Source organism: Acidimicrobiales bacterium, assembly GCA_036270875.1.
GTDB lineage: Bacteria > Actinomycetota > Acidimicrobiia > Acidimicrobiales > AC-9 > AC-9.
The window spans coordinates 1-19,408 of sequence record DATBBR010000091.1 but is presented as its reverse complement, the minus strand read 5'-3'; the positions used below and the strand labels follow the sequence as shown (position 1 = coordinate 19,408).

General features: G+C 70.3%; 16 protein-coding genes. 3 read left to right on the top strand and 13 right to left on the bottom strand.

Features of this window, described 5'->3' with window-relative positions; translation table 11 throughout:
• The 5 genes from VH112_10465 to VH112_10445 all read right to left on the bottom strand — a co-directional run.
• The coding region (locus VH112_10465) for an XdhC family protein (protein ID HEX4540656.1) at nucleotides 1-579 on the bottom strand (579 nt) is incomplete at its 3' end.
• A gap of 10 nt (nucleotides 580-589) precedes the next feature.
• Nucleotides 590-2,950 (bottom strand): aerobic carbon-monoxide dehydrogenase large subunit, encoded by a 2,361-nt coding sequence (locus VH112_10460; protein ID HEX4540655.1) that lies wholly within the window; start codon nucleotides 2,948-2,950, stop codon nucleotides 590-592.
• A 10-nt stretch (nucleotides 2,951-2,960) separates the two neighbouring features.
• Nucleotides 2,961-3,473, bottom strand: coding sequence for a (2Fe-2S)-binding protein (locus VH112_10455; protein ID HEX4540654.1), 513 nt, complete (start codon nucleotides 3,471-3,473; stop codon nucleotides 2,961-2,963).
• 19 nt (nucleotides 3,474-3,492) lie between these two features.
• The gene (locus VH112_10450) at nucleotides 3,493-4,362 is read right to left on the bottom strand and encodes a xanthine dehydrogenase family protein subunit M (protein ID HEX4540653.1); all 870 of its coding nucleotides are present in this window, start codon (nucleotides 4,360-4,362) and stop codon (nucleotides 3,493-3,495) included.
• Nucleotides 4,363-4,527: 165 nt separating this feature from the next.
• Nucleotides 4,528-5,475: a protein kinase gene (locus VH112_10445; GenBank protein ID HEX4540652.1), complete on the bottom strand. Its 948-nt coding sequence runs from the start codon at nucleotides 5,473-5,475 to the stop codon at nucleotides 4,528-4,530.
• Nucleotides 5,476-5,576: 101 nt separating this feature from the next.
• Here VH112_10445 and pdxH point away from each other — a divergent pair, with 101 nt between their 5' ends.
• Nucleotides 5,577-6,158, top strand: a complete 582-nt coding sequence (gene pdxH / locus VH112_10440) for a pyridoxamine 5'-phosphate oxidase (protein HEX4540651.1) — start codon at nucleotides 5,577-5,579, stop codon at nucleotides 6,156-6,158.
• Nucleotides 6,159-6,161: 3 nt separating this feature from the next.
• Here the strand turns inward: pdxH and VH112_10435 are convergent, their stop codons facing one another.
• The 4 genes from VH112_10435 to VH112_10420 all read right to left on the bottom strand — a co-directional run bounded on the left by VH112_10435 (nucleotide 6,162) and on the right by VH112_10420 (nucleotide 10,059).
• A complete protein-coding gene (locus VH112_10435) occupies nucleotides 6,162-7,040 on the bottom strand; it encodes an ABC transporter permease (protein ID HEX4540650.1) in 879 nt (292 codons plus the stop codon).
• Nucleotides 7,040-8,032, bottom strand: a complete 993-nt coding sequence (locus tag VH112_10430) for an ATP-binding cassette domain-containing protein (protein ID HEX4540649.1) — start codon at nucleotides 8,030-8,032, stop codon at nucleotides 7,040-7,042. The genes VH112_10435 and VH112_10430 overlap by 1 nt, the downstream gene beginning before the upstream one ends.
• A 69-nt stretch (nucleotides 8,033-8,101) precedes the next feature.
• Complete coding sequence (locus tag VH112_10425; protein HEX4540648.1) at nucleotides 8,102-9,094, bottom strand: alpha/beta fold hydrolase; 993 nt, start codon at nucleotides 9,092-9,094, stop codon at nucleotides 8,102-8,104.
• A 35-nt stretch (nucleotides 9,095-9,129) separates the two neighbouring features.
• Entirely contained in the window at nucleotides 9,130-10,059 is a 930-nt protein-coding gene (locus tag VH112_10420; GenBank protein ID HEX4540647.1) for an MBL fold metallo-hydrolase, read from the bottom strand.
• A 39-nt stretch (nucleotides 10,060-10,098) separates the two neighbouring features.
• Here VH112_10420 and VH112_10415 point away from each other — a divergent pair, with 39 nt between their 5' ends.
• Nucleotides 10,099-11,028 carry a fumarylacetoacetate hydrolase family protein gene (locus VH112_10415; GenBank protein HEX4540646.1) on the top strand — a complete coding sequence of 310 codons (930 nt, stop codon included), beginning with the start codon at nucleotides 10,099-10,101 and terminating at the stop codon, nucleotides 11,026-11,028.
• Nucleotides 11,029-11,045: 17 nt separating this feature from the next.
• Here VH112_10415 and VH112_10410 read toward each other — a convergent pair whose 3' ends face one another.
• Both VH112_10410 and VH112_10405 read right to left on the bottom strand, forming a co-directional pair.
• Nucleotides 11,046-11,429: an Rv0909 family putative TA system antitoxin gene (locus VH112_10410; protein ID HEX4540645.1), complete on the bottom strand. Its 384-nt coding sequence runs from the start codon at nucleotides 11,427-11,429 to the stop codon at nucleotides 11,046-11,048.
• Between the two features lie 19 nt (nucleotides 11,430-11,448).
• Nucleotides 11,449-15,765, bottom strand: coding sequence for a DEAD/DEAH box helicase (locus VH112_10405; protein ID HEX4540644.1), 4,317 nt, complete (start codon nucleotides 15,763-15,765; stop codon nucleotides 11,449-11,451).
• A 69-nt stretch (nucleotides 15,766-15,834) separates the two neighbouring features.
• Here VH112_10405 and VH112_10400 point away from each other — a divergent pair, with 69 nt between their 5' ends.
• Nucleotides 15,835-16,599, top strand: a complete 765-nt coding sequence (locus tag VH112_10400; GenBank protein HEX4540643.1) for a hypothetical protein — start codon at nucleotides 15,835-15,837, stop codon at nucleotides 16,597-16,599.
• Here VH112_10400 and VH112_10395 read toward each other — a convergent pair.
• Entirely contained in the window at nucleotides 16,579-18,411 is a 1,833-nt protein-coding gene (locus VH112_10395; GenBank protein HEX4540642.1) for an APC family permease, read from the bottom strand. The two genes, VH112_10400 and VH112_10395, sit on opposite strands and share 21 nt — an antisense overlap.
• A gap of 48 nt (nucleotides 18,412-18,459) precedes the next feature.
• Nucleotides 18,460-19,263, bottom strand: a complete 804-nt coding sequence (locus VH112_10390) for a hypothetical protein (protein ID HEX4540641.1) — start codon at nucleotides 19,261-19,263, stop codon at nucleotides 18,460-18,462.
• Nucleotides 19,264-19,408 lie beyond the last annotated feature (145 nt).

Here is a 19,408-nt window from a genome sequence, read left to right as displayed (position 1 = left end):
CGTCGCCTCGAGGGCGTCCTCGTCGTAGCGGCCCATGGTCGCCACGACGACGAACGAATCTGGTCCCACGCCCAGCTTGTCGAGCTCGAGCTGGGCCTCCACCCGAGTGTGGGACTCGGCGAGCTCCCCGGGGGGCACCGGGTCGCGCTCGACGATCGCTGTGTCGAAACCGATCTCACGCGCCATGGACACGAGGATTCGAACGAGCGGCGCGCGCCCGATGGCCACGACCAACGGCGGGGCCAGAGCGGGCTCGAGGAACACCTCGACCGCACCATCGCTGGCACAGGTGATCGACTTCACGACCACCCCTTCGCGGCCCGGCTGGTCGTCACCACGCGGGCCCAGGTGAAGGAGGCGGGGTCTGCCGTCCTCCAGGGCCTGCAAGGCCTCCCGGACGACCAGGGGCTCGGAGCAGGAGCCTCCGACCCATCCCTTCACCCTCCCGTCGGCGAGGACCAGCGCCTTGGCGCCTGGCTTGCCCGAGACCGGTCGCTGTGACCACACCACGGTGGCCAGCACGTGGGGCTCCCGGCGAGCGCGGAGCGCCGCTGCCTCCGAGAGCACGCCGTCGAACATGCGCTTCGTCTTAGTCCCCGGGCCGTGCGGCCTGGACGGCCTCCCATACCTTGGCCGAGGTCACGGGCATATCGATGTTCCGCACTCCCCGGTGAGCGAGCGCGTCGATGACGGCGTTCACGTACGCGGCCGGCGAACCGACGGTCGCCGACTCGCCCACTCCCTTGGCCCCGAGAGGGTGGTGGGGCGATGGAGTGACTGTGGCGAAGGTCTCGAAGCGTGGGGTCTCCCACGAGGTGGGCAGCAGGTAGTCCATGTAGTTGGAACCGATGCAGTTGCCGTCCTCGTCGAAGGTGATCAGCTGCATCGCGGCGATGCCGTAGCCCTCGCACAGCCCGCCGTGGATCTGGCCTTCCACAATCATGGGGTTGATCCGCACTCCGCAGTCGTCAACGGCGACAACCCGGCGTACCTTCCACTCGCCGGTGTCCTCGTCCACCTGGACCACGACCACGTACGTGCCGAACGGGTAGGTCATGTTCGGCGGGTCGTAGTATGTGACTCCCTCGAGGCCGGCCTCCAGATCGTCGGGCATGTTGGTATAGGCGGCGAAGGCGACGTCCTGGATGCTCACCCCGCGGTTCGGAGAGCCGCGCACGGAGAATCGCCCGGCCTCGACCTCGATGTCCTCGTCGGCCGCCTCCAGGAGGTGGGCGGCGAGCTTGCGGGCCTTGTCCTGCAGCTTTCGACAGACGACTGCGGTCGCCGCTCCCGCCGTGGGCGTGGACCGTGATGCGTACGTCCCCAACCCGTACGGGACGTTGTCTGTGTCGCCGTACTGGACCTCCACATCCTGGGGTGGGATACCGAGCTCGCTGGCAACGATCTGGGCGAAGGTGGTCTCGTGGCCCTGGCCCTGGGTCTGGACGCCGATCTTGAGGATGGCCTTGCCGGTGGGGTGCACCCGCAGCTCGGCCGAGTCGAACATCTTGATACCCGCGATGTCGAAGTCCTTGTGGTTCCCCGCCCCCACCACCTCGGTGAAGCTGGCGATGCCGATGCCGATGAGCTGGCCGCTCGGGCGGAGCGCCTCCTGCTCTTTGCGAAGATCGCCGTAGCCGATCTTGTCCAAGGCGAGCTGGAGGGCGGCCTGGTAGTTCCCCGAGTCGTAGACGAAGCCGGTTGCCGAGTGATAGGGGAACTGATCGGGCTTGATGAAGTTGCGCAGCCTGAGGTCGGCGGGGTCCATGCCCAGCTCGAGGGCGGCGGTCTGGACCAGCCGTTCGATGAGGAACGACGCCTCGGTGACCCGGAACGAGCATCGGTAGGCCACGCCGCCGGGCGCCTTGTTCGTGTACGCGCCCTCGGCGCTCACATGTGCAGCCGGGATGTCGTACGAGCCGGTGACGATGTGGAACAGTCCTGCCTTGAACTTGCTGGGCTGCGCATCGGCGAAGAAGGCACCGTTGTCCGAGAGGAGGTGGACGCGCAGGCCGAGCATCTTCCCGTCGCGGGACAGGGCCAGGTCGCCTCGCATGTGGAAGTCGCGCGCGAACCCCGTCGAGATGAGGTTCTCGGAGCGGTCCTCGACCCATTTCACCGGGCGCCCGAGGACGAGCGACGCGGCGGTGGCTACGACGTAGCCCGGGTATATGGGCACCTTGTTACCGAAGCCGCCGCCGATGTCCGGGGTGATGATCTGGATGTTCTGCTCGGGCAGGCCGGCCACCATGGCGAACAGCGTTCGGTGGGCGTGCGGCGCCTGAGAGGTCATGTGCAGGGTGGCCTTGCCCGTCGCCGGATTGACGTCCGCCACGATCCCGCAGGTCTCCATCGGTGAGGGGTGGCACCGCGGGTAGTACGTCTCCAGGCCGACGACCACGTCCGCCTCCCCGAAGGAGCGGTCGGTGGCCGCCTGGTCCCCGGCCTGCCACGAGTAGGCGCGGTTGTCGACCTGGCCCTCCTTCTCGTCGCGGATGATCGGGGCGGTTGGGTCCAGGGCCTGCCGGGCGTCAACGACGGGCGTCAGCGGCTCGTAGTCGACCTCGATCAGCTCGAGAGCGTCGTGCGCGACGTACGGATCCTCGGCGACGACGGCCGCCACCTCTTGGCCCTGGAACCTGACCTTGTCGGTTGCCAGCACGGCCTGGGTGTCACCCGAAAGCGTCGGCATCCACGCCAGACCGTGGGCGGCCAGGTCGGCGCCGGTGAGCACGGCCACCACGCCCGGAAGAGCCGTCGCCGCCTGGACGTCGATGGAGCGAATGCGGGCATGCGCGATGAAGCTCCGGAGGATGGCCAGGTGCAGCATCCCGGGGAGTTTGATGTCGTCGAGGTAGGTGCCGGCGCCGCGGACGAACCGATCGTCCTCCTTGCGCTTCATGCTGTGGCCGATGCCGGCGATCTCCGGGGCCTCGACTGTCGTCGCCATGGCTACCTCCTCAACCCGCTGATGTGGCGGCTGGCTCCGCCCGGGCCTCTCCCCCGGCTGGAATCCCCGGCCGGCCCTTGTCCGCTGCCCACCGCACCGCCCGTACGATGTTCACGTAGCCCGTGCATCGGCACAGGTTCCCGGACAGCGCCCACCGGATGTCCTCATCGGTGGGGGTCGGGTTGCGCTCGAGCAGGGCTGCGGCCGCCAGCATCATCCCGGGCGTGCAGAAGCCGCACTGGAGCCCGTGCTCCTCCTTGAACCCCTCCTGCACCGGGTGCAGCTGGCCGTCGGAGGCCAGCCCCTCGACTGTCGTCACCGCTGTGCCGTCAGCCTGCACGGCCAGGAGGGCGCACGACTTGACCGGTACTCCGTCAAGCAGGACCGTGCAGGCGCCACAACTGGTCGTGTCGCAGCCGATGTGCGTACCGGTCAGGCCGAGCGTGTTCCGCAGGTGGTGAACCAGCAGAGTACGAGGTTCCACATCGTTGGTCCTCGCCACACCGTTCACAGTGACGGTCATCTCCACGTGCCGACCTCCTCTACGCCGCCCGGGCCGACCCGACCGCGTGGGCGAGCCCTCTCTTCACGAACACCTCCACCACGTGCCGCTTGTACTCCGCCGACCCACGCAGATCGGCGGACGGGTCGGCAGCCGCGGCAGCCAGCCGGGCTGCTTCCTCGAAGGCGGCGGGGCGGGGCTCGGCTCCCACCAGCGCGGCCTCGGCGCTCTCGGCCTCGACGTTCTGCGGTCCTACGGCGGTCAGGGCGATGCCGGCTCGGCCGACGACTCCGTCATCCAGCTGCACGTGAACGGCCACGCCGACCGTGGCGAAGTCACCGACCTTGCGCTCGAGTTTGAGATAGGTGCCACCCGAACGGGGTGGCGGGGCGGGCACGCGCACCTCGGTCACGATCTCGGTGGGCTCGAGCGCCGTGGTGAACGTGCCCTGGAAGAACTCGCCGATCTCGATAACGCGCTCGCCCGTTGAGCTCCGGGCGACGAGCTGTGCCCCGAGGGCCAGCATCACCGAACCCCAGTCACCAGCGGGATCAGCGTGCGCCAGCGAGCCGCCGATGGTCCCCCGGTTGCGCACCAGTGGATCGGAGATCAGCGGCGCAGCCGCCGCCATCGCCGGGTAGCGGGCGGACAGCACCTCGGAGTCGACGAGATGGTTGTGACGGGTGAGGGCTCCCACCCGCAAGCCATCCGGTGACTCGTCGATGTACGAGAGCCCAGGTATGTGGTTGAGGTCCACGACGAGCCCAGGGCTGGCGAAACGAAGCTTGATCAGGGGGACGAGACTCTGGCCACCGGCGAGGACCTTCGCCTCGTCGCCACGGTCGGCCAGGATGGCGAGGGCCTCGTCGAGCGAGGCGGGCGCCATGTAGTCGAAGCGAGAGGGGTACATGGCGCCTCCACTGTCTCGGCGGACCGGAAAGCCCTGACAACCCTGCTGGCTCCCGACGAATCGGTCATCCATGAACGGGTTACCACAGGCAAATTTGCGCGGTCAAGGACTACGTGGAGCGTGTCGCGGACTAGATCGTGCTGCGGACGCGGTGCCGGCCGCCCGTCAGTCGATGCCGATCTGCTCCATGTTGCCGGTGGAAGCCGTCCGTCCCGCGGGGACGAACTCCCGCCAACCGTTGCCCGCGTGCTCGTCGGGGTGGGCGCCGATCGGCGAGGGGCTGGAGGAGTAGTCGGCGGCGGCCTCCGACCACGCCGAGTCCATCTCCCGGGCCGACCCGAACCGTCTCGCCGGATCCTTCTCCAGTGCGCGCATCACGACGCGCTCGACCTCAGGAGGAACCGTGGGGATCCGGGACCGCAGCGGCGGTGGCGCGTCGTTGTGATGCTTCAGGGCGACAGCAAGCACGCTGGGTCCTACGAACGGCGGCTGGCAGGCCAGGCACTCGTAGAGCACGCAGCCCAACGAGTAGAGGTCCGCGGCCGGCGTCACCACGCGACCTGCCGCCTGCTCCGGCGACACATAGGCGGCGGTGCCGATGACCATGCCCGCGGGACTGAGGTCCATCGTGTCCTCCGCCGCCTTGGCGATCCCGAAGTCGGCCACCTTCACCACGTCGTCGTTGTCGATCAGGATGTTCCCCGGCTTGATGTCCCGGTGGACGATGCCGCGACCGTGGGCGTGCGCCAACGCGGCCAGCACCTGGCGACCGAGGCGCGCCGCGTGGGCCAGGGCCACCGGTCCGACGGCGGACGAGAGCACAGAGCGCAGCGACCGGCCGTCGACGAGCTCCATCACCATGAAGAGCGTCTCGCCGTCCCGGCCCGAGTCGTGCACGGTGACGATGTTCGGATGGGCAAGGACGGCGGCGTGGTGCGTCTCACGCTCGAAGCGCCCCCGGAACCCGCCGTCCTGCGCCAGGCCCTCGTGAAGCACCTTGACCGCTACGGGGCGGCCCAGCGTGAGGTCCTCGCCGCGCCAAACGGTCGCCATGCCGCCCCATCCCAGCTTATGGACAAGTTGGTATCGGCCGCCTACGACCAACGGTGGCATCGCCGCTCCCCCGGTTGTTGTGGCCACCGCCCTCTGGCCCGCAAGGACACTGTAACGCCTGTGCTTGATTCTCGCACCACCCAGCGGCTCAGAATCGTGCCATGGCCATCTTGCGAGAGGCGGATCTCGACCCCGACCCGATACGGCAATTCCGGCTCTGGCACCAGGAGGCCGCCACGGACGCCATGGTGGTGGCGACCGGGACGCCGAACGGGATGCCGTCCGGGCGCGTGGTCCTGTTGAAGGAGGTCGACCACCGGGGATTCGTGTTCTACACCAGCTACGAGAGCGCCAAGGCGTCGGATCTGGAGGCCAATCCCCGGGCCGCGCTCGTCTTTCACTGGCCTCCCGACCACCAGGTCCGGGTGGGCGGGGCCGTCCATGAAGTCTCCCGCCAGGAGACCGAGGACTACTGGCGGACCCGCCCTCGTGCCAGCCAGATCGGGGCGTGGGCCTCGCACCAGAGCGCTGTCATCTCTGGGCGCCACGTCCTGGAGGACAGGGTCGCCGAGCTCGCGGAGCGCTTCGGCACCGCAGACGTGCCCTGCCCGCCCACCTGGGGCGGCTACCGGGTCGTGCCGGACTGGATCGAGTTCTGGCACCACCAGGAGGATCGGCTCCACGATCGCCTGCGGTACCGCCGCACCGGTGACGGCTGGGTGCTCGAGCGCCTGGCGCCCTAGACCTCAGGCGAGCACCCGCTTGCGAAAGTTCTTGAAGCCGTACCACAGAAAGGCGGCGCAGAACCCGATCAGCACTGGATAGATGATGTACAGGTGCATGTGGGGCGCCTTGGTCAGCGCGGCCCGGAATCCCTCGGTGACGTAGATGAGCGGGTTGACGAGCACCAGCGTCTGCAGCCACGACCATCCGCCGATCTTCAGGCTGGAGAGGGTGGTCCAGGGGTAGTAGGTACCACCCAGGAACGTCATGGGCAGCACCAGGAACCCGAATATGGCCCCGATGTTGCGGGGCTCGACCCGCGAGCCGATGAGCAGACCGAGGCTGGCGCACATGACGCAGGTAAGCGGGATGAGGGTCACCACGACGGGCCAGTGGATGGCCAGGTGCGCAGACACGTTCTTGGCATGGACCACCGAGGCGATGGGGAAGACGATGAGGGCTGCGATGAGTCCCTGGATCGCACCGGTCGTGACCTTGCCCACGGCGACGAGCGTCACCGGGAGCGGTGCCAGCACCCGATCCTGGATCTCCTTGGTGTAGCCGAACTCGGTCGCCATGGGGAGGGCGACCGACTGAATGCCCTGGAACATGATCGACAGGCCAACCACCCCGGCGACGAGGATGGTGGCGAACGCCGACTCGCCCGCCGTCCCCCGGCCGCCGCCGATGCCCTGACCGATCGTCGGGAAGACGTACAGGAACACGAACACGAGGAGGAACGGTTGGATGACCGTCCGCCCCACGAACTGACCCAGGTCCTTGCGCAGGACGGCCAGGTCCCGCTGGAGAAGAGCGACGAAGGCGGCCCGGCTGGCCCGCACCGCCGAACGCGTGGGCTGGGTCAGGATTCCAGAGGGTGCCTCGGCACTGATCGTGGCCATCAGTCGCGCAGCTCCTTTCCGGTGAGGTTGATGAAGACTGTCTCCAGGGTGGGCTCGGCGACCGACAGGTCGTTGACCTCGAACCCGCCCCGCTCGGCCGCCGTCACCACCTGGGGCAGGACGCGCGAGGCCCCTTTGACATGGACCCGTACCGTGCCGTCGACCTGCTGGGTCTGAGTCACGCCCTCGACCTCACGCTCGAGCAGGTCGGCCAGGGGGCCGAGGTCGCCGCTGGCGCTGACCGTGACGATCGTGTCGGCCCCGACGCTGGCCTTGAGGCCTGCGGGCGTGTCCAGGGCCAGGATGCGGCCGTGGTCGATGATCGCCAGCCGATCGCACAGCTGGTCCGCCTCTTCCATGTAGTGCGTGCTGAGCAGGATCGTCTGCCCGTCGTCGTGCAGCGAGGAGAGGATCTCCCACAGGGCGATGCGGCTCTGGGGGTCGAGGCCCGCCGTCGGCTCGTCCAGGAACAGGATCGCCGGCCGGTGCAGGATGGCTCGGGCGACCATGAGGCGCTGGGCCATGCCCCCCGACAGGGCGTAGACCGAGGCCGCTCCCCACTTGGTGAGCTGGAACATGCCGAGCATGTAGTCGGCGGCGGACCGGGCCTCCTTGCTCGACATGCCGAAGAACCGGCCGTGGTAGAAGAGGTTCTCCCACACGTTGAGGGCCCGGTCCAGCGTGTTCTCCTGCGGCACCACACCGATCACCTGCTTGGTGAGGGCCGGGTGGGCGACGACGTCGATCCCGGCCACGTAGGCCTCGCCACTGGTCGGGATCACCCTGGTGGTGAGCATCCCCGCCGTCGTCGTCTTCCCGGCGCCGTTGGGGCCGAGGAGGCCGAAGATCTCGCCGGTGCCGACCGAGAGGTTGAGCGCGTCCACCGCCTTGAAGTCGGTGCCCGGGTACACCTTGGTCAGGTCGACGGTCCTGATGACCTGCCTGTCTCCCCGGTTGTCCACCGGACGCCCGCCGGCCTGCTGGCTGTCCACATTCCCCATCGTCGTCGCTGATCGTTCACCCCTCGAATGATTCTCCGGGAAACGATACTCCGGCCGACCTCAGAGGCCCGACTCGCGCAGCGTGGCCAGGCCGGCGGACGAGGCGACGGCCTGGCGCAGTTGGGTGGCTCCGGCTGGTCGTCCCTCGAGGTACCGGTCCAGGAAGGCGACCGACACCCGGGCGACCAGGTCGACCTGGGGCGTGAGCTGGTCGCCCTGGTACGGTCCGCTGTGGGTGCCACCGACGATGGTCGCGAGCGCCTTCGGTGGCCGGGCCATGTTGAACAGCGAGACGCTCGTCGCAGGGACGACTGTCTGGTCAGCGGAGCCCTGTAGGAACAGGACCGGTGGAGACGCCGCTCGACCGAAGTAGGTGCCGCCGGAAAACGGCAGCGGTACGCCCTCCATCACGACGGCGGCCTTCACCCGGGGGTCGAGACAACAACTGTTGAAGGCCACCGCCAGGGCCGTCGCGCCTCCGAGCGAGTGGCCGGCCACGCCGATGCGGCCGGCGTCCACCGACCCGACCAGCGACGGAGGCGGGAAGCGCAGCATCTGGTCGATGACGAAGCTGACGTCGGTGGGCTGGTTGACGTAGTCCGAGATCTGCGAGTTCGCCGGGGCGTGGGACCCGGTCAGCGGGAACTCGGGGGCGACGACCACGTAGCCCGCCGCGGCCCACGATCCGAGCAGGGCCGTGAAGTCGGTGGGGGCGGCACTGCTCCCGTGGGCGAAGACCACCAGCGGAAAGGGCCCGGCGGCGGTGTCGGGCGGGGCGTTCGGCCGGGCTACCGGCCCGGCCGGGCCGAGCGCCGGGTACAGGATCGTCGTCACGAGCGTTCGGCTCGGCTTGGCCGGGGCGCCGCCCTGGGCGTTCGTGGGTCGGGTCGTGTCGACGAGCGTGCGGACCAGTGTGCCGACGGCGAAGGGCCCCGCGGGCGGCCGCCTTGCCGGCGCCACCATCGACGCCGTGCTCGCGGTCGTCGAGGCGCCGTTGGAACCGGACCCACAAGAGCCGAGGGCGGCTGTGGCCAGGATCGCGGTGGCGATCACCGCACGAGGTCCTGGCGGCCGCCGCCTCATAGCCGTCAGCGATACGAGGCCATCGCCTCGACCAGTTCCAGCACGCTCGACCGCTCCCGCGTGGGGTCCAGCTCCCGGTAGATGCTGTCGACGGTGACGACGATGCGCTCGGGGTCCACCCAGCCGGCGAACGGGCCGAGGTCGATGTCGCGTGCCGCGTCGGCGGCGGACATCCCCGCCTCGAAACGGCGCGTCGCCTCGTCCCGAGCCCACTCGAGGTAGGCGCGAACCCCGCTCACGCCGTCGGCGTCGGTCACCGGACCGTGGCCCGGAACGACCGTCCCGGCGCCGAGCGAGATGATGCGATCGCACGCTGCGATCCAGTTGGCGATCGGACCGGCCCACATCACCGGGGTGACGCCCACGAAGAGGATGTCCCCGGTGAACACCGTCCCGGCATCCGGGACATGGACGATCACGTCGCCGAGGGTGTGCGCCGGTCCGACCTCGATGAGCTCCACCCGCCGGCCCCCGACGTCCACGTCGAGTCGATCGTCGAACGTCCGGGTCGGCGACCGCAGCGTGATCTCGTCGAAGCGGAAGGGCCCGAAGGCGTGCTTCACGAAGCCCGCCAGCGGCTCGTCGAGGTCGGCGGACACCAGCTGTCCGAGGAGCCCGGGCGGGGCTTCGGGCATCTCCGCCGTCGCAGCCCGGGACGCGATCACCTCGGCGGCAGGGATGAGCTCGTTGCCGAAGCAGTGATCGCCGTTGGCGTGTGTGTTCACCACCGTGGAGATCGGCCGCCCAGCCAGCTGGCCGTGCATGGCCAAGAGCATCTCGCTGGTCAGGCGCAGATCGAACAGAGTGTCGACGAGCAGCGCCTCGTTGCGACCGAGCACCAACCCGGCATTGCTCCAACCCCAGCCGCCGTCGGGTTGCAGGTAGGCGAACACGCCGGGGCCCACAACATGGAGTCCTCGCTCGTAAGGGATCACGGGGTTTATCTTCACCCCGGGGGGGAGAGGGTGTCGAGCATGCGTTGGGTCACCTACATCTCTCCTGCACTCGGTGCCGATCGCCCGGGACTGGTCCGCGAGGACGCGATCCACGGGCTCCAGGAGCCGGAGACCCTGCGCGACCTGCTTGGCGACGAGGCCACGATGCGCGCCGCGGCCGAGCGGGCGGTGTCGAGCCCTCTCGAGATCGTCCCGTTCCCCAGCGCCCGCCTCCGCGCACCGGTCCCGGTGCCTCCGTCAATCCGCGACTTCATGGCCTTCGAGTCTCACGTGGCCAACAGCCGCCGGCGCCTGGGTCAGGAGGTCGACCCCGACTGGTACGAGCTGCCCGTCTTCTACTTCACCAATCCGGCGGCGGTCTGCGGCCCCCACGACGACGTGGCCGTCTCGCCGGGCAGCTCCCAGTTCGACTACGAGCTGGAGATCGCCGCCGTCGTGGGTCGGCCCGGGACGAACCTCTCGCCGGATCGGGCCGAGTCGCACATCGCGGGGTACACGGTCATGTGCGACTGGAGCGCACGGGACCTCCAGATGCGGGAGATGCGCCAGCTCCTCGGGCCCGCCAAGGGCAAGGACTCGGCCACCTCGCTCGGTCCCGTCCTGGTCACGCCGGACGAGCTCGAGTCACGGCGCCGGGGCCACGCCTACGACCTCGAGATGACCGCCTCGGTCAACGGAGTCCCGTACAGCAAGGGCAACCTGGCCGACCTGCACTGGTCGTTCGGACAGATGCTGGCCTACGCCTCCCGGGGCACGAGGGTGGAAACTGGCGATGTGCTGGGGAGCGGCACCGTCGGGACCGGCTGCATCCTCGAGCTGTCGGGCCTCCACGGTGTCGAGCGGTTCCCGTGGCTCCGTCGTGGCGACGAGGTCCGCCTCGACGTCGAGCAGCTGGGGGCCATCACCACCACGATCATCGAGGGGGCGTCGGTGGTGCCGCTCAAGTGACAGGCCTTGCCGAGGCGCTACTGACCCCCGGTGCTGGGCGGGCTCCCTTCGCCCTCGCCCGTGGGCCCACCGCCCTCATCGCGACGCTCGAGGCGCTCGACGTAGCCCTGGGCCTTGTCCGCCGTGTTGGCGATCTTGTCGTGGTACTTGCCCTTGGTCTTGTCGTCGGCGGCCTTCGCCGCCTTGTCGATCGTTCCCGACATCTTGTCTTTGCGGTCGGCCGCCGCGTTCTGGGCCTTGCCGGCGAGCTCGTCGGCCTTGGCCTCGAGCTTGGCGGCCAGCTCTCCCGTCTTCTCGCCGGCCTTGTCGGCCTTCCCCGAGAGATCGTGCTCGGCCGCAGCGTCCTGGGCCTTGTCGGCCAGCTCCTCCGCCTTGGCCTTGGCCTTGTCGAATAGTCCCAATGCCTCTCCTCCCCGTTGCCTAAGCGTCCCGAACCTCGACCCTACCCTGCGACCGTCGCACGGGCGGCGCCGAGCCCCCGAGCCCCGGGTCGGCGGGCAGGCCGTCCCGGTACACCACCCGGTTGGACCGGACGGCCGGGACTCGGGCGCCGGGAACGACAATGCCCACCAGGTTGAGCGGATCGGCGGCGCTGACCCGGACAAGCTCGCCAGAGCGATCGGCGCGCCTGACCCGACGCAGCTCCTCGACGGCGTCGGGGAGCGCGTACTGCTCGCCAACGAAGCCCGAGACGAAGCGCCCGCCACGGATGAGGCCTCTCGCCTCCATGCGCCGCAGGGCCCAGATCACCTCGCGCCAGGGCACGGCCAGGTTCTCGCGGGTCATGAGGTCCCAGAAGACCACTCCCCACCGGGCGAGCAGCTGCTCGGCCACCGTCTCGGCCAGGGCGTCGCGATCGTCGACAGCCATGGCGTCGGGCAGCAGCGCCCACCGGCCCTCGCCTCCCTCCCGCCACGCCGAGGCTCGGCGGGCGCCGAGGGCACGCCGCCGCTCGTGGCCGCGCTGGCGCCGGCGCCACATCTCCCGGGCCGACAGGAGGGAGCGAACGGCCTGGAACCCGTCGGCCGTGACCAGGCCGCGCGACACCAGGTCCCACAGGCCCTCCTCGACCTCGACGGGAAGCCGCCGGGTGAACGCCCGCAGCTCCGAGTGGAACAGCGCTCCCCTGGCCTGGAGAGCTTCGAGCACCTCGCGGGCCGCCCCGTGGGCGGGCTCGGCGGGCTCCACGTCGCCCCGGGCCGCCTGGAGCAGCCACGGCAGGTCCTCGCGGACGGCGAAGGTGATGGGGGTGGCCCGCGAAGGCGTCGTCGCGCCCCGCCGGGGCGAGCCTTCCGGGTCCTGGGGGCGAACGCTCAGCCGTCCCCACGCCAGCTCGCCCGACCGGCACAGGTCCTCCAGCCAGGCCGACTGGTATCCCTCGACGCGAGCGGGGAAGACGGCCTCCTCCCACGCCCCGGCGGCCACCTCGAAGCCCTGGAGCTGATCGACGACCGCCAGCACCCCGCGCCGGCCTTGGCGCTGCGCACCAGGGGCCGCGTACTGCCACCGCAGGAGGAAGCGCATGAGGTCCTGAGCCGTGACGGGATCGATCTCCTGCCGGAGCCGGGTCCGGGTGTAGGAGTGGATGCGGGTGAGCAGCCGCCGCGCGCACCACTGCTCCTCGCTGCCGGCCCCGGGGTCGAAGGAGCCACGGATGACGAAGCCTTCGGCCTCCAGCCGGCCGAGGGCGATGCGGACGGTCCCCGCCGAGAGGGCTGTCCGCTCGGCGAGGTCGTCGACCGTGACCGGGCCGGTCACGTCGAGGTGGCCGCGGATCACCTCGGCCGGGGTCTCGTCGGGGTCCGGCGCGGGGCCGGACGCCACGGCCGCGGGTACGGCGAGATCGGGAGCGAACGTCGCCTCGGGCAGCAGCGCCTCGACCTCGCGGCGCCGCTCGATCGCCGACCAGAGCTCTCCGCGGGTTGTCGATGCGGTCGTCACCCGCCCGGCCGCGGACAGCCCCTCGAACCAGTCCCTGTGGTCGGGCATGGGGCGGGCCACCACGAGCGACAGCAGCAGGTCGTGAAGCTCCTCGGCGTCGCGCGGCTCGGGCGCGGCCTCGTCTCGCACGCGGGCGATGGCGGCCTCGTCGAGCCGTCCCAGCTGGTCGGCGTCGACGGGCAGGCTGCGGCGGAGCTGCACGGCCCGAGTGCGACGCTCCTCGAGCGGGGCGTCGTCGAGGAAGGTGTACGGCCTCCCGTTCAGGATCTCGTGGGCGAGCACGGACGGCTCCGCCGTCTCCACCAGGTGCACCCGCACCCCGCCCCTCTCCAGCCGGCTGACGAGATGGCGCAATCCGTCGATGTCCATCGCCTCGTGGAGGCAGTCGTAGACCGTCTGCCGCACGAGCAGGTGATCAGGGACGGCGACCGGTCCGGCGATGGCGTTCTCCTGACAGGCGGCCAATGCCGGGAAGACGGCGGCCATCAGGTCGTCGGACTCCATGCGCTGGATGGGCAGGGGGTTGCGGCGTCCGCCCCTGAAGCGCAGCACGGCCAGGGCCCGGGTCAGGTTCCAACGCCAGCGGGCCGTGAACATCGGCGAGGCGAGGACGGCCTGGACGAGCACGTCCTGGACGGTGGGTGATCGCAGCATTCGCGGCGCGTCAGCGAGGGGGAAGCTGTGCTGCGGCCCGAGCGACAGCACGACGGCATCGTCATTGGCGGCGGCCTGGAGCTCGAAGTCGAAGGTGGCGCAGAACCGCTTGCGCAAGGCGAGCCCGAGACCCCGGTTGATCCGTCCACCGAAGGGCGTGTGGGCGACGAGCTGCATGCCACCTGTCTCGTCGAAGAAGCGCTCGAAGACCACGTCGTCGGTCGTGGGCAGGACCCCGAGGACGGCGCGCCCGGCGGCCAGGTACTCGACCAGCTGAGTCGCCGGCTCGGCGTCGATGCCGCACACCTCGACGAGGTGTGCGATGGCGCCCGCCTTGTCGCCCGCCGCCAGCCTCTCGTCCACGGCGCGGCGCAGGCCCGAGACCTCGGCCGAGAGCTCGTCCGTGCGGGCCGGTGCCTCGCCAAGCCAGAAGGGGATGGTGGGGTGCACTCCCTCGGCGTCGACGACCCGGACCACGCCCTGTTCGACCCGCCGGATCCGCCAGGAATGGGACCCGAGGAGGAAGACGTCGCCCGCCATCGACTCGATGGCGAAGTCCTCGTTGACCGTGCCGACGAACGTGTCGTCGGGATCGAGGAGGACCCGGTAGTCACCGACCTCGGGGATGGCCCCGCCGCTGGTCAGCGCGGCCAGACGGGCGCCCCGGCGCCCCCGTAGCGAGCCGTTGACCCGGTCGCGGTGCACGTAGGCGCCTCGGCGACCGCGGCCGGTCTGGACGCCGTCGGACACGAACTCGAGCACGCTGTCGTAGTCGGCGTCCCCGAGGTCGGCGTACGGGGCCGCGTGCCGGTAGAGATCCAGCAGGTCTGCTTCCTTCCACTCTTCGGCCGCCACCTCGGCCACGACCTGCTGGGCGAGGATGTCAAGGGGCGCGACCGGCGGCTGAAGGGCGTCCAACCGACCCGCGCGCACGGCCGTGAGGAGGGCGGCGCACTCCAACAGCTCGTCGCGGGTCAGGGGGTACAAGCGACCCGAGGGCGTCCCGGCACGGGAGTGGTTCGACCGGCCGACCCGCTGGAGGAACGTGGCGATGCTCCGCGGCGAGCCCACCTGGCAGACGAGCTCGACCGGGCCGATGTCGATGCCGAGCTCCAGCGACGCGGTGGCGACCAGGGCTCTCAGGTCGCCGGCCCGCAACCGCGTCTCGACCCGCTGGCGGCGCTCGCGCGAGAGGCTGCCGTGGTGGGCCGCCACCTGGTCCGGGCCGAGCCGCTCACCCAGCTGGTGCGCCAGCCGCTCCGACAGGCGGCGGGTGTTGACGAAGACCAACGTGGTGCGGTGCTCCCGCACGTGGCTGGCGATCCGGTCGAGGACCTCCCCGAGCTGCTCGGTCGACGCCGCCGCGCCCAGCTCGGTCCCCGGGAGCTCGAGGGCCAGGTCGAGGTGGCGTTGATGCCCGCAGTCGACGATGGAGGCCGCCGGTCGGTTGCCGACGCCGACGAGCAGGCGGCCGATCGCCTCGATCGGGCGCTGGGTTGCCGACAGGCCGATCCGCTGGGGCCGCGGCCCCCGCCGGACATGCTCCAGGCGCTCGACCGTGAGCGCAAGGTGCGAGCCCCGCTTGTCGCGAGCCATGGTGTGGATCTCGTCCACGATCAGGCTGTCGACGTGGCGCAGCAGCTCCCTGCTCCGCTCGGCGGTCAGGAGCAGGTAGAGGCTCTCGGGCGTGGTGATGAGGAAGCTCGGCGGCACCTTGAGCATGGCGGCGCGCGCCGAGCTTGGCGTGTCGCCGGTCCTCACGGCGACCGTCAGGTCGGGGGCGTCCAGACCCAACGACCTCGCCGTCTCCTCGATCTCGCGGAGGGGGCGCTCGAGGTTCTGATGGATGTCGACGGCGAGGGCCTTGAGCGGCGACACGTAGACGACCCTCGTCCGGCCGGCGACATCCTCCCCGAGCTCGTGGGCCCGGTAGAGGGCGTCGATCGCCACGAGGAAGCCCGACAGGGTCTTGCCTGATCCGGTCGGCGCGGCGACGAGGGTGTCCCGCCCCGAGCGGATCTCCGGCCAACCCCGTTGCTGCGGCTCCGTCGGACCCTCGGGAAAGCGCCGCTCGAACCAGGTGCGGACGGCCGGGTGGAAGTCGCCGAGCACGTCCGGGCCGGGAGGGAGCGGAGAGGGCATGGGCCTATTTGATCACAAGGCTGTGATTTCGAGCCATCGGATACCCGTGCGGCCCGCTACCGTGGCGCCGTGCTCCGGCTGCGTCCCCGCGTGCGAGGCGCACCCCCGTCGGCCAACGGTGCGTCCTCGTTCCATCTCTGGTGGCGCTTCTCGAATCCCGAGCTGCTCGACGAGGTGGCGGCGGTGCTCGAGGTCGTCGTTCCACCGACCGTGCCGCAGCTGTACTTCTGGGCGCTCCAGGCCGGGTTTCACGACGGGGGGCGCGCCGTGGGAGCCGGTCACACCGGGCTCCAGTGGCTCCCGACCGGCTCACCGCAGCCGGCGGTGAACTGGGGCGGCTACCACGCCGGCGGCGGCGAGCTCGGGGGCTCGCGTTCCGGCCTGCCCAGCCTGGACGGCAACCCCAACACGCGGCTGTTTCCATGGCAACCGGGCCGCCAGTACGAGCTGTGGGTGCGGCGGGTGCCGTCGTCGCCGGGACCCGACGGGATGCACGCCTGGCGGGCCTCCGTGTGCGACGTGTCGTCGGGCGAGCAGACCGTGATCCGCGATCTGCACGTGCCGGGCAGGTACCTCGCCGACCCTGTCGTGTGGTCCGAGGTCTTCGCCCGATGCGACGACCCCACCGTGACCGTCCGCTGGAGCGGCCTCCGGGCGATCACGGTCACGGGCCGGTTGGTGGTGCCCGAAGCGGTGGCCGTGACCTACCAGGCGAGAAGCCAGGGCGGATGCGACAACACCACCGTCCGCGTCGACGGAGACGGGATCGCTCAGGACACCAACGCGGCGCGAACCGTGGCCGATGGGAGCGTGCTACCCCTCGGGCCCGGTTGAGTCTTCACTCAGGCGGAAGGGCAGACGGGCCACCACGACGTCTGTCTCTCGGCGGAGGCGGCTGGCCAGGATGCCGCCGCGCTGGTTCTGCAGGAGCTGATGGCGCCACTTCCGCGGCTCGATCTCGGATATCAGCACCACCACCCGACCGAGGGCCCGAACCTCGGGCGAGGTGACGTACTCGACGATCGGCGCCGTCACGGCGCGGCTGTGCGGCCGCAGGACAACCAGCTCGACCCCGGGGTTCCACCTCGACCACTCGGCTTGGATCTCAGCGGCCTGGTCCTCGTCGGGTTGCACGGTCACGGCGATCACCCGGTCGCCCATCGACTCGGCGAAGCTCAAGGCGTCGGCAATCAGGTTCGAGATCCCGTTGACGGGCACGATCACCACCGTCTCCTCCCGCCGGGGAGGTGGCGGTGTCGATCCCAGGCCCAGCGCCAGCCCGGCCTTGCCGTAGTAGTCGTGCACCCGGCTGAACAGGAACATGAAGGTGGGGATGGCGATCACGACGACCCAGGCGCCTGCGGTGAACTTGGTGGTGAGGAAGATCACGAGGGCCACCGCCGTCAGCACGGCCCCGGCGCCGTTGAGCATCGCCCTGTTGCGCCAGCCCTGCTGTCGTTGCTCGAACCAGTGCCGAACCAGCCCCGATTGCGAGAGGGTGAAACCGGTGAACACGCCGATGGCGTAGAGGGGGATCAACGAGTTCGTGTTGCCGTTGACCGCGATGAGGAGGATGCCCGCGAGGACAGCGAGGCTCACCACGCCGTAGCGATAGACCTGCCGCTCACCCTTGAGGTGGAACACATGGGGAAGGAGGTTGTCGTGGGCCAGGATGCTGGCGAGGTTCGGCAGACCGCCGAAGGCCGTGTTGGCCGCCAGGCACAGGACGAGCGTGGTGGTGAGGTCGACGACGAAGTACAAGGCTCCGCGACCCACCGACGCGCTGGTGATCTGGCTGAGCACGGTGACGTGGGGTCGCGGCGCGATGTGGAACTTCACGGTGAGCACGGCAAGTGCCAGGAGCATGCTCCCGAGGATCGCCCCCAGCATGGCCTCGGTGCGCTTGGCCCGGACCACTCGCGGCTCGCGGAAGGCGGGGACGTCGTTGGCGATCGCCTCGACGCCGGTGAGGGCGCTGCAACCGTTGGCGAAGGCCTTGAGCAGGAGCAACAGGCCCACCGTGCTCACTGCTCCGGCCGTCGGCGCCGGGATCACGCCGGATCCGTGTGCCGGTCCCGAACGAAACAGGCCAGCGGCGATGACCACGTAGGTGCCGACAATGAACACCGCAGTCGGGATGATGAACAGCCGGGCGCTTGTCGCCAGTCCCCGGAGATTGATCGCCGTGAGGAGGACGAGAATGATCAGGCTGGCGATCAGCGGGTACTTGGCCAGGCTCGGAAAGGCCGAGATCAGGGCGGCGACGCCGGCGGCAATCGACACGGCGACGGTGAGCACGTAGTCGACGATCAGCGACGCCCCAGCCAGGAGGCTCGTCCTGTGACCGAAGTTGGCTTTCGACACGGCGTAGGCACCGCCGCCGTTCGGATAGGCCTCGATGACCTGCCGGTAGGAGAGGACGAGCAGCGCCAGCAGCACCACGATCACGACAGTGACCGGCTCGATCGCCGACAGTGCGCCCGCGCCTGCGGTGGCGAGGACGACCAACATCGCCTCTGGCCCGTACGAGATGGAGGTCAGGGCGTCGAGCGAGAGCGCGGCCAGACCCTGCAGGGAGGTGATCTGCTCGTGCGCTTCGTCCGTGCCCCTCCGTGCGGCGCCAAGATGTGGTCTCAGGTTGTGCACGGAGCCGGAAGCCTAGGACAGCGGGTCGGCCGCCGCGAGCGACCGAGCTCAGGCACCGCACGCGCCGGCGCTGGCACGCGGTCCGCAGTAGGCGACGCTCTGTGCGGCCGGCGACGAGGTGACGAGCATCACGTCGCCGGGCATGAGGTTCACGGTCAAGGCGAAGCCGGGCTGGAAGGCCGCGGGGTCATCGCTGCCGGTCACCTGACCGGTGGCCGTCGCGGGGGTACCGGAGGGCTTGAGCCGGAACTGGGCGTGACCGCCATCGACGATCGTGCTCCCCGACATCGTGTCGCACGGGGGGGTCGGGTCGTCGGTGCACAACCGGTAGGCCCGAAACGTCGCTTGCGCCTGTCCGTCGGCGCCGATGTGCACGTCTCCGCCGTGTCCCTTCCAGTCGCCGACGAGCGAGCCAAGCCCGGCGAGGGCGCCGACCGCGGGCGCCGCGGGCGCCACCGGCGGCGCGGTGGTCGGAGGGACATTCGACGGTGGCGTGACAGGAGTAGCGCCCGGCGGAGGGGCGGTAGTGGGGAATGGTGATGCGGACCGCGCCACGGTGGGCCGGGCGGCCGCCGGTCCGATCGCGCCGGCCACGCCCGAGACCGTGCTGCTCCGACCTCGTCCACCCGTAGCACCGGCGTAGGTGCCGAGGCCGGCCGCCCCGAGCACGAGCAGGCAGGCGACAACGAAGGCGGTGGTCGAGCCCGCGGCCCAGCGCCTCGTCGGCCGCGGTCCAGGATTCTCGGCGAAGCCAGCCGGTGGTGTCACCGCCGGGACGGTCGCCAGGGCCGGGACCGCCGACCCGCACTGGCCGCAGAAGCGGTCGCCAGCGAGCGCCTCATGCCCGTTCACGCAGCGTGCCACGGTACGTGCCACCTCCCTCCCCTCGGCACCCGAGCAGCGTACCCACGCTGGCCCGAGGCGCGGTCGCATGGCGTGAACCGGCCTGCCCACGGCCTACGATCCCGAGATCGCCCGATGCCTCTGGGAGGTCTCG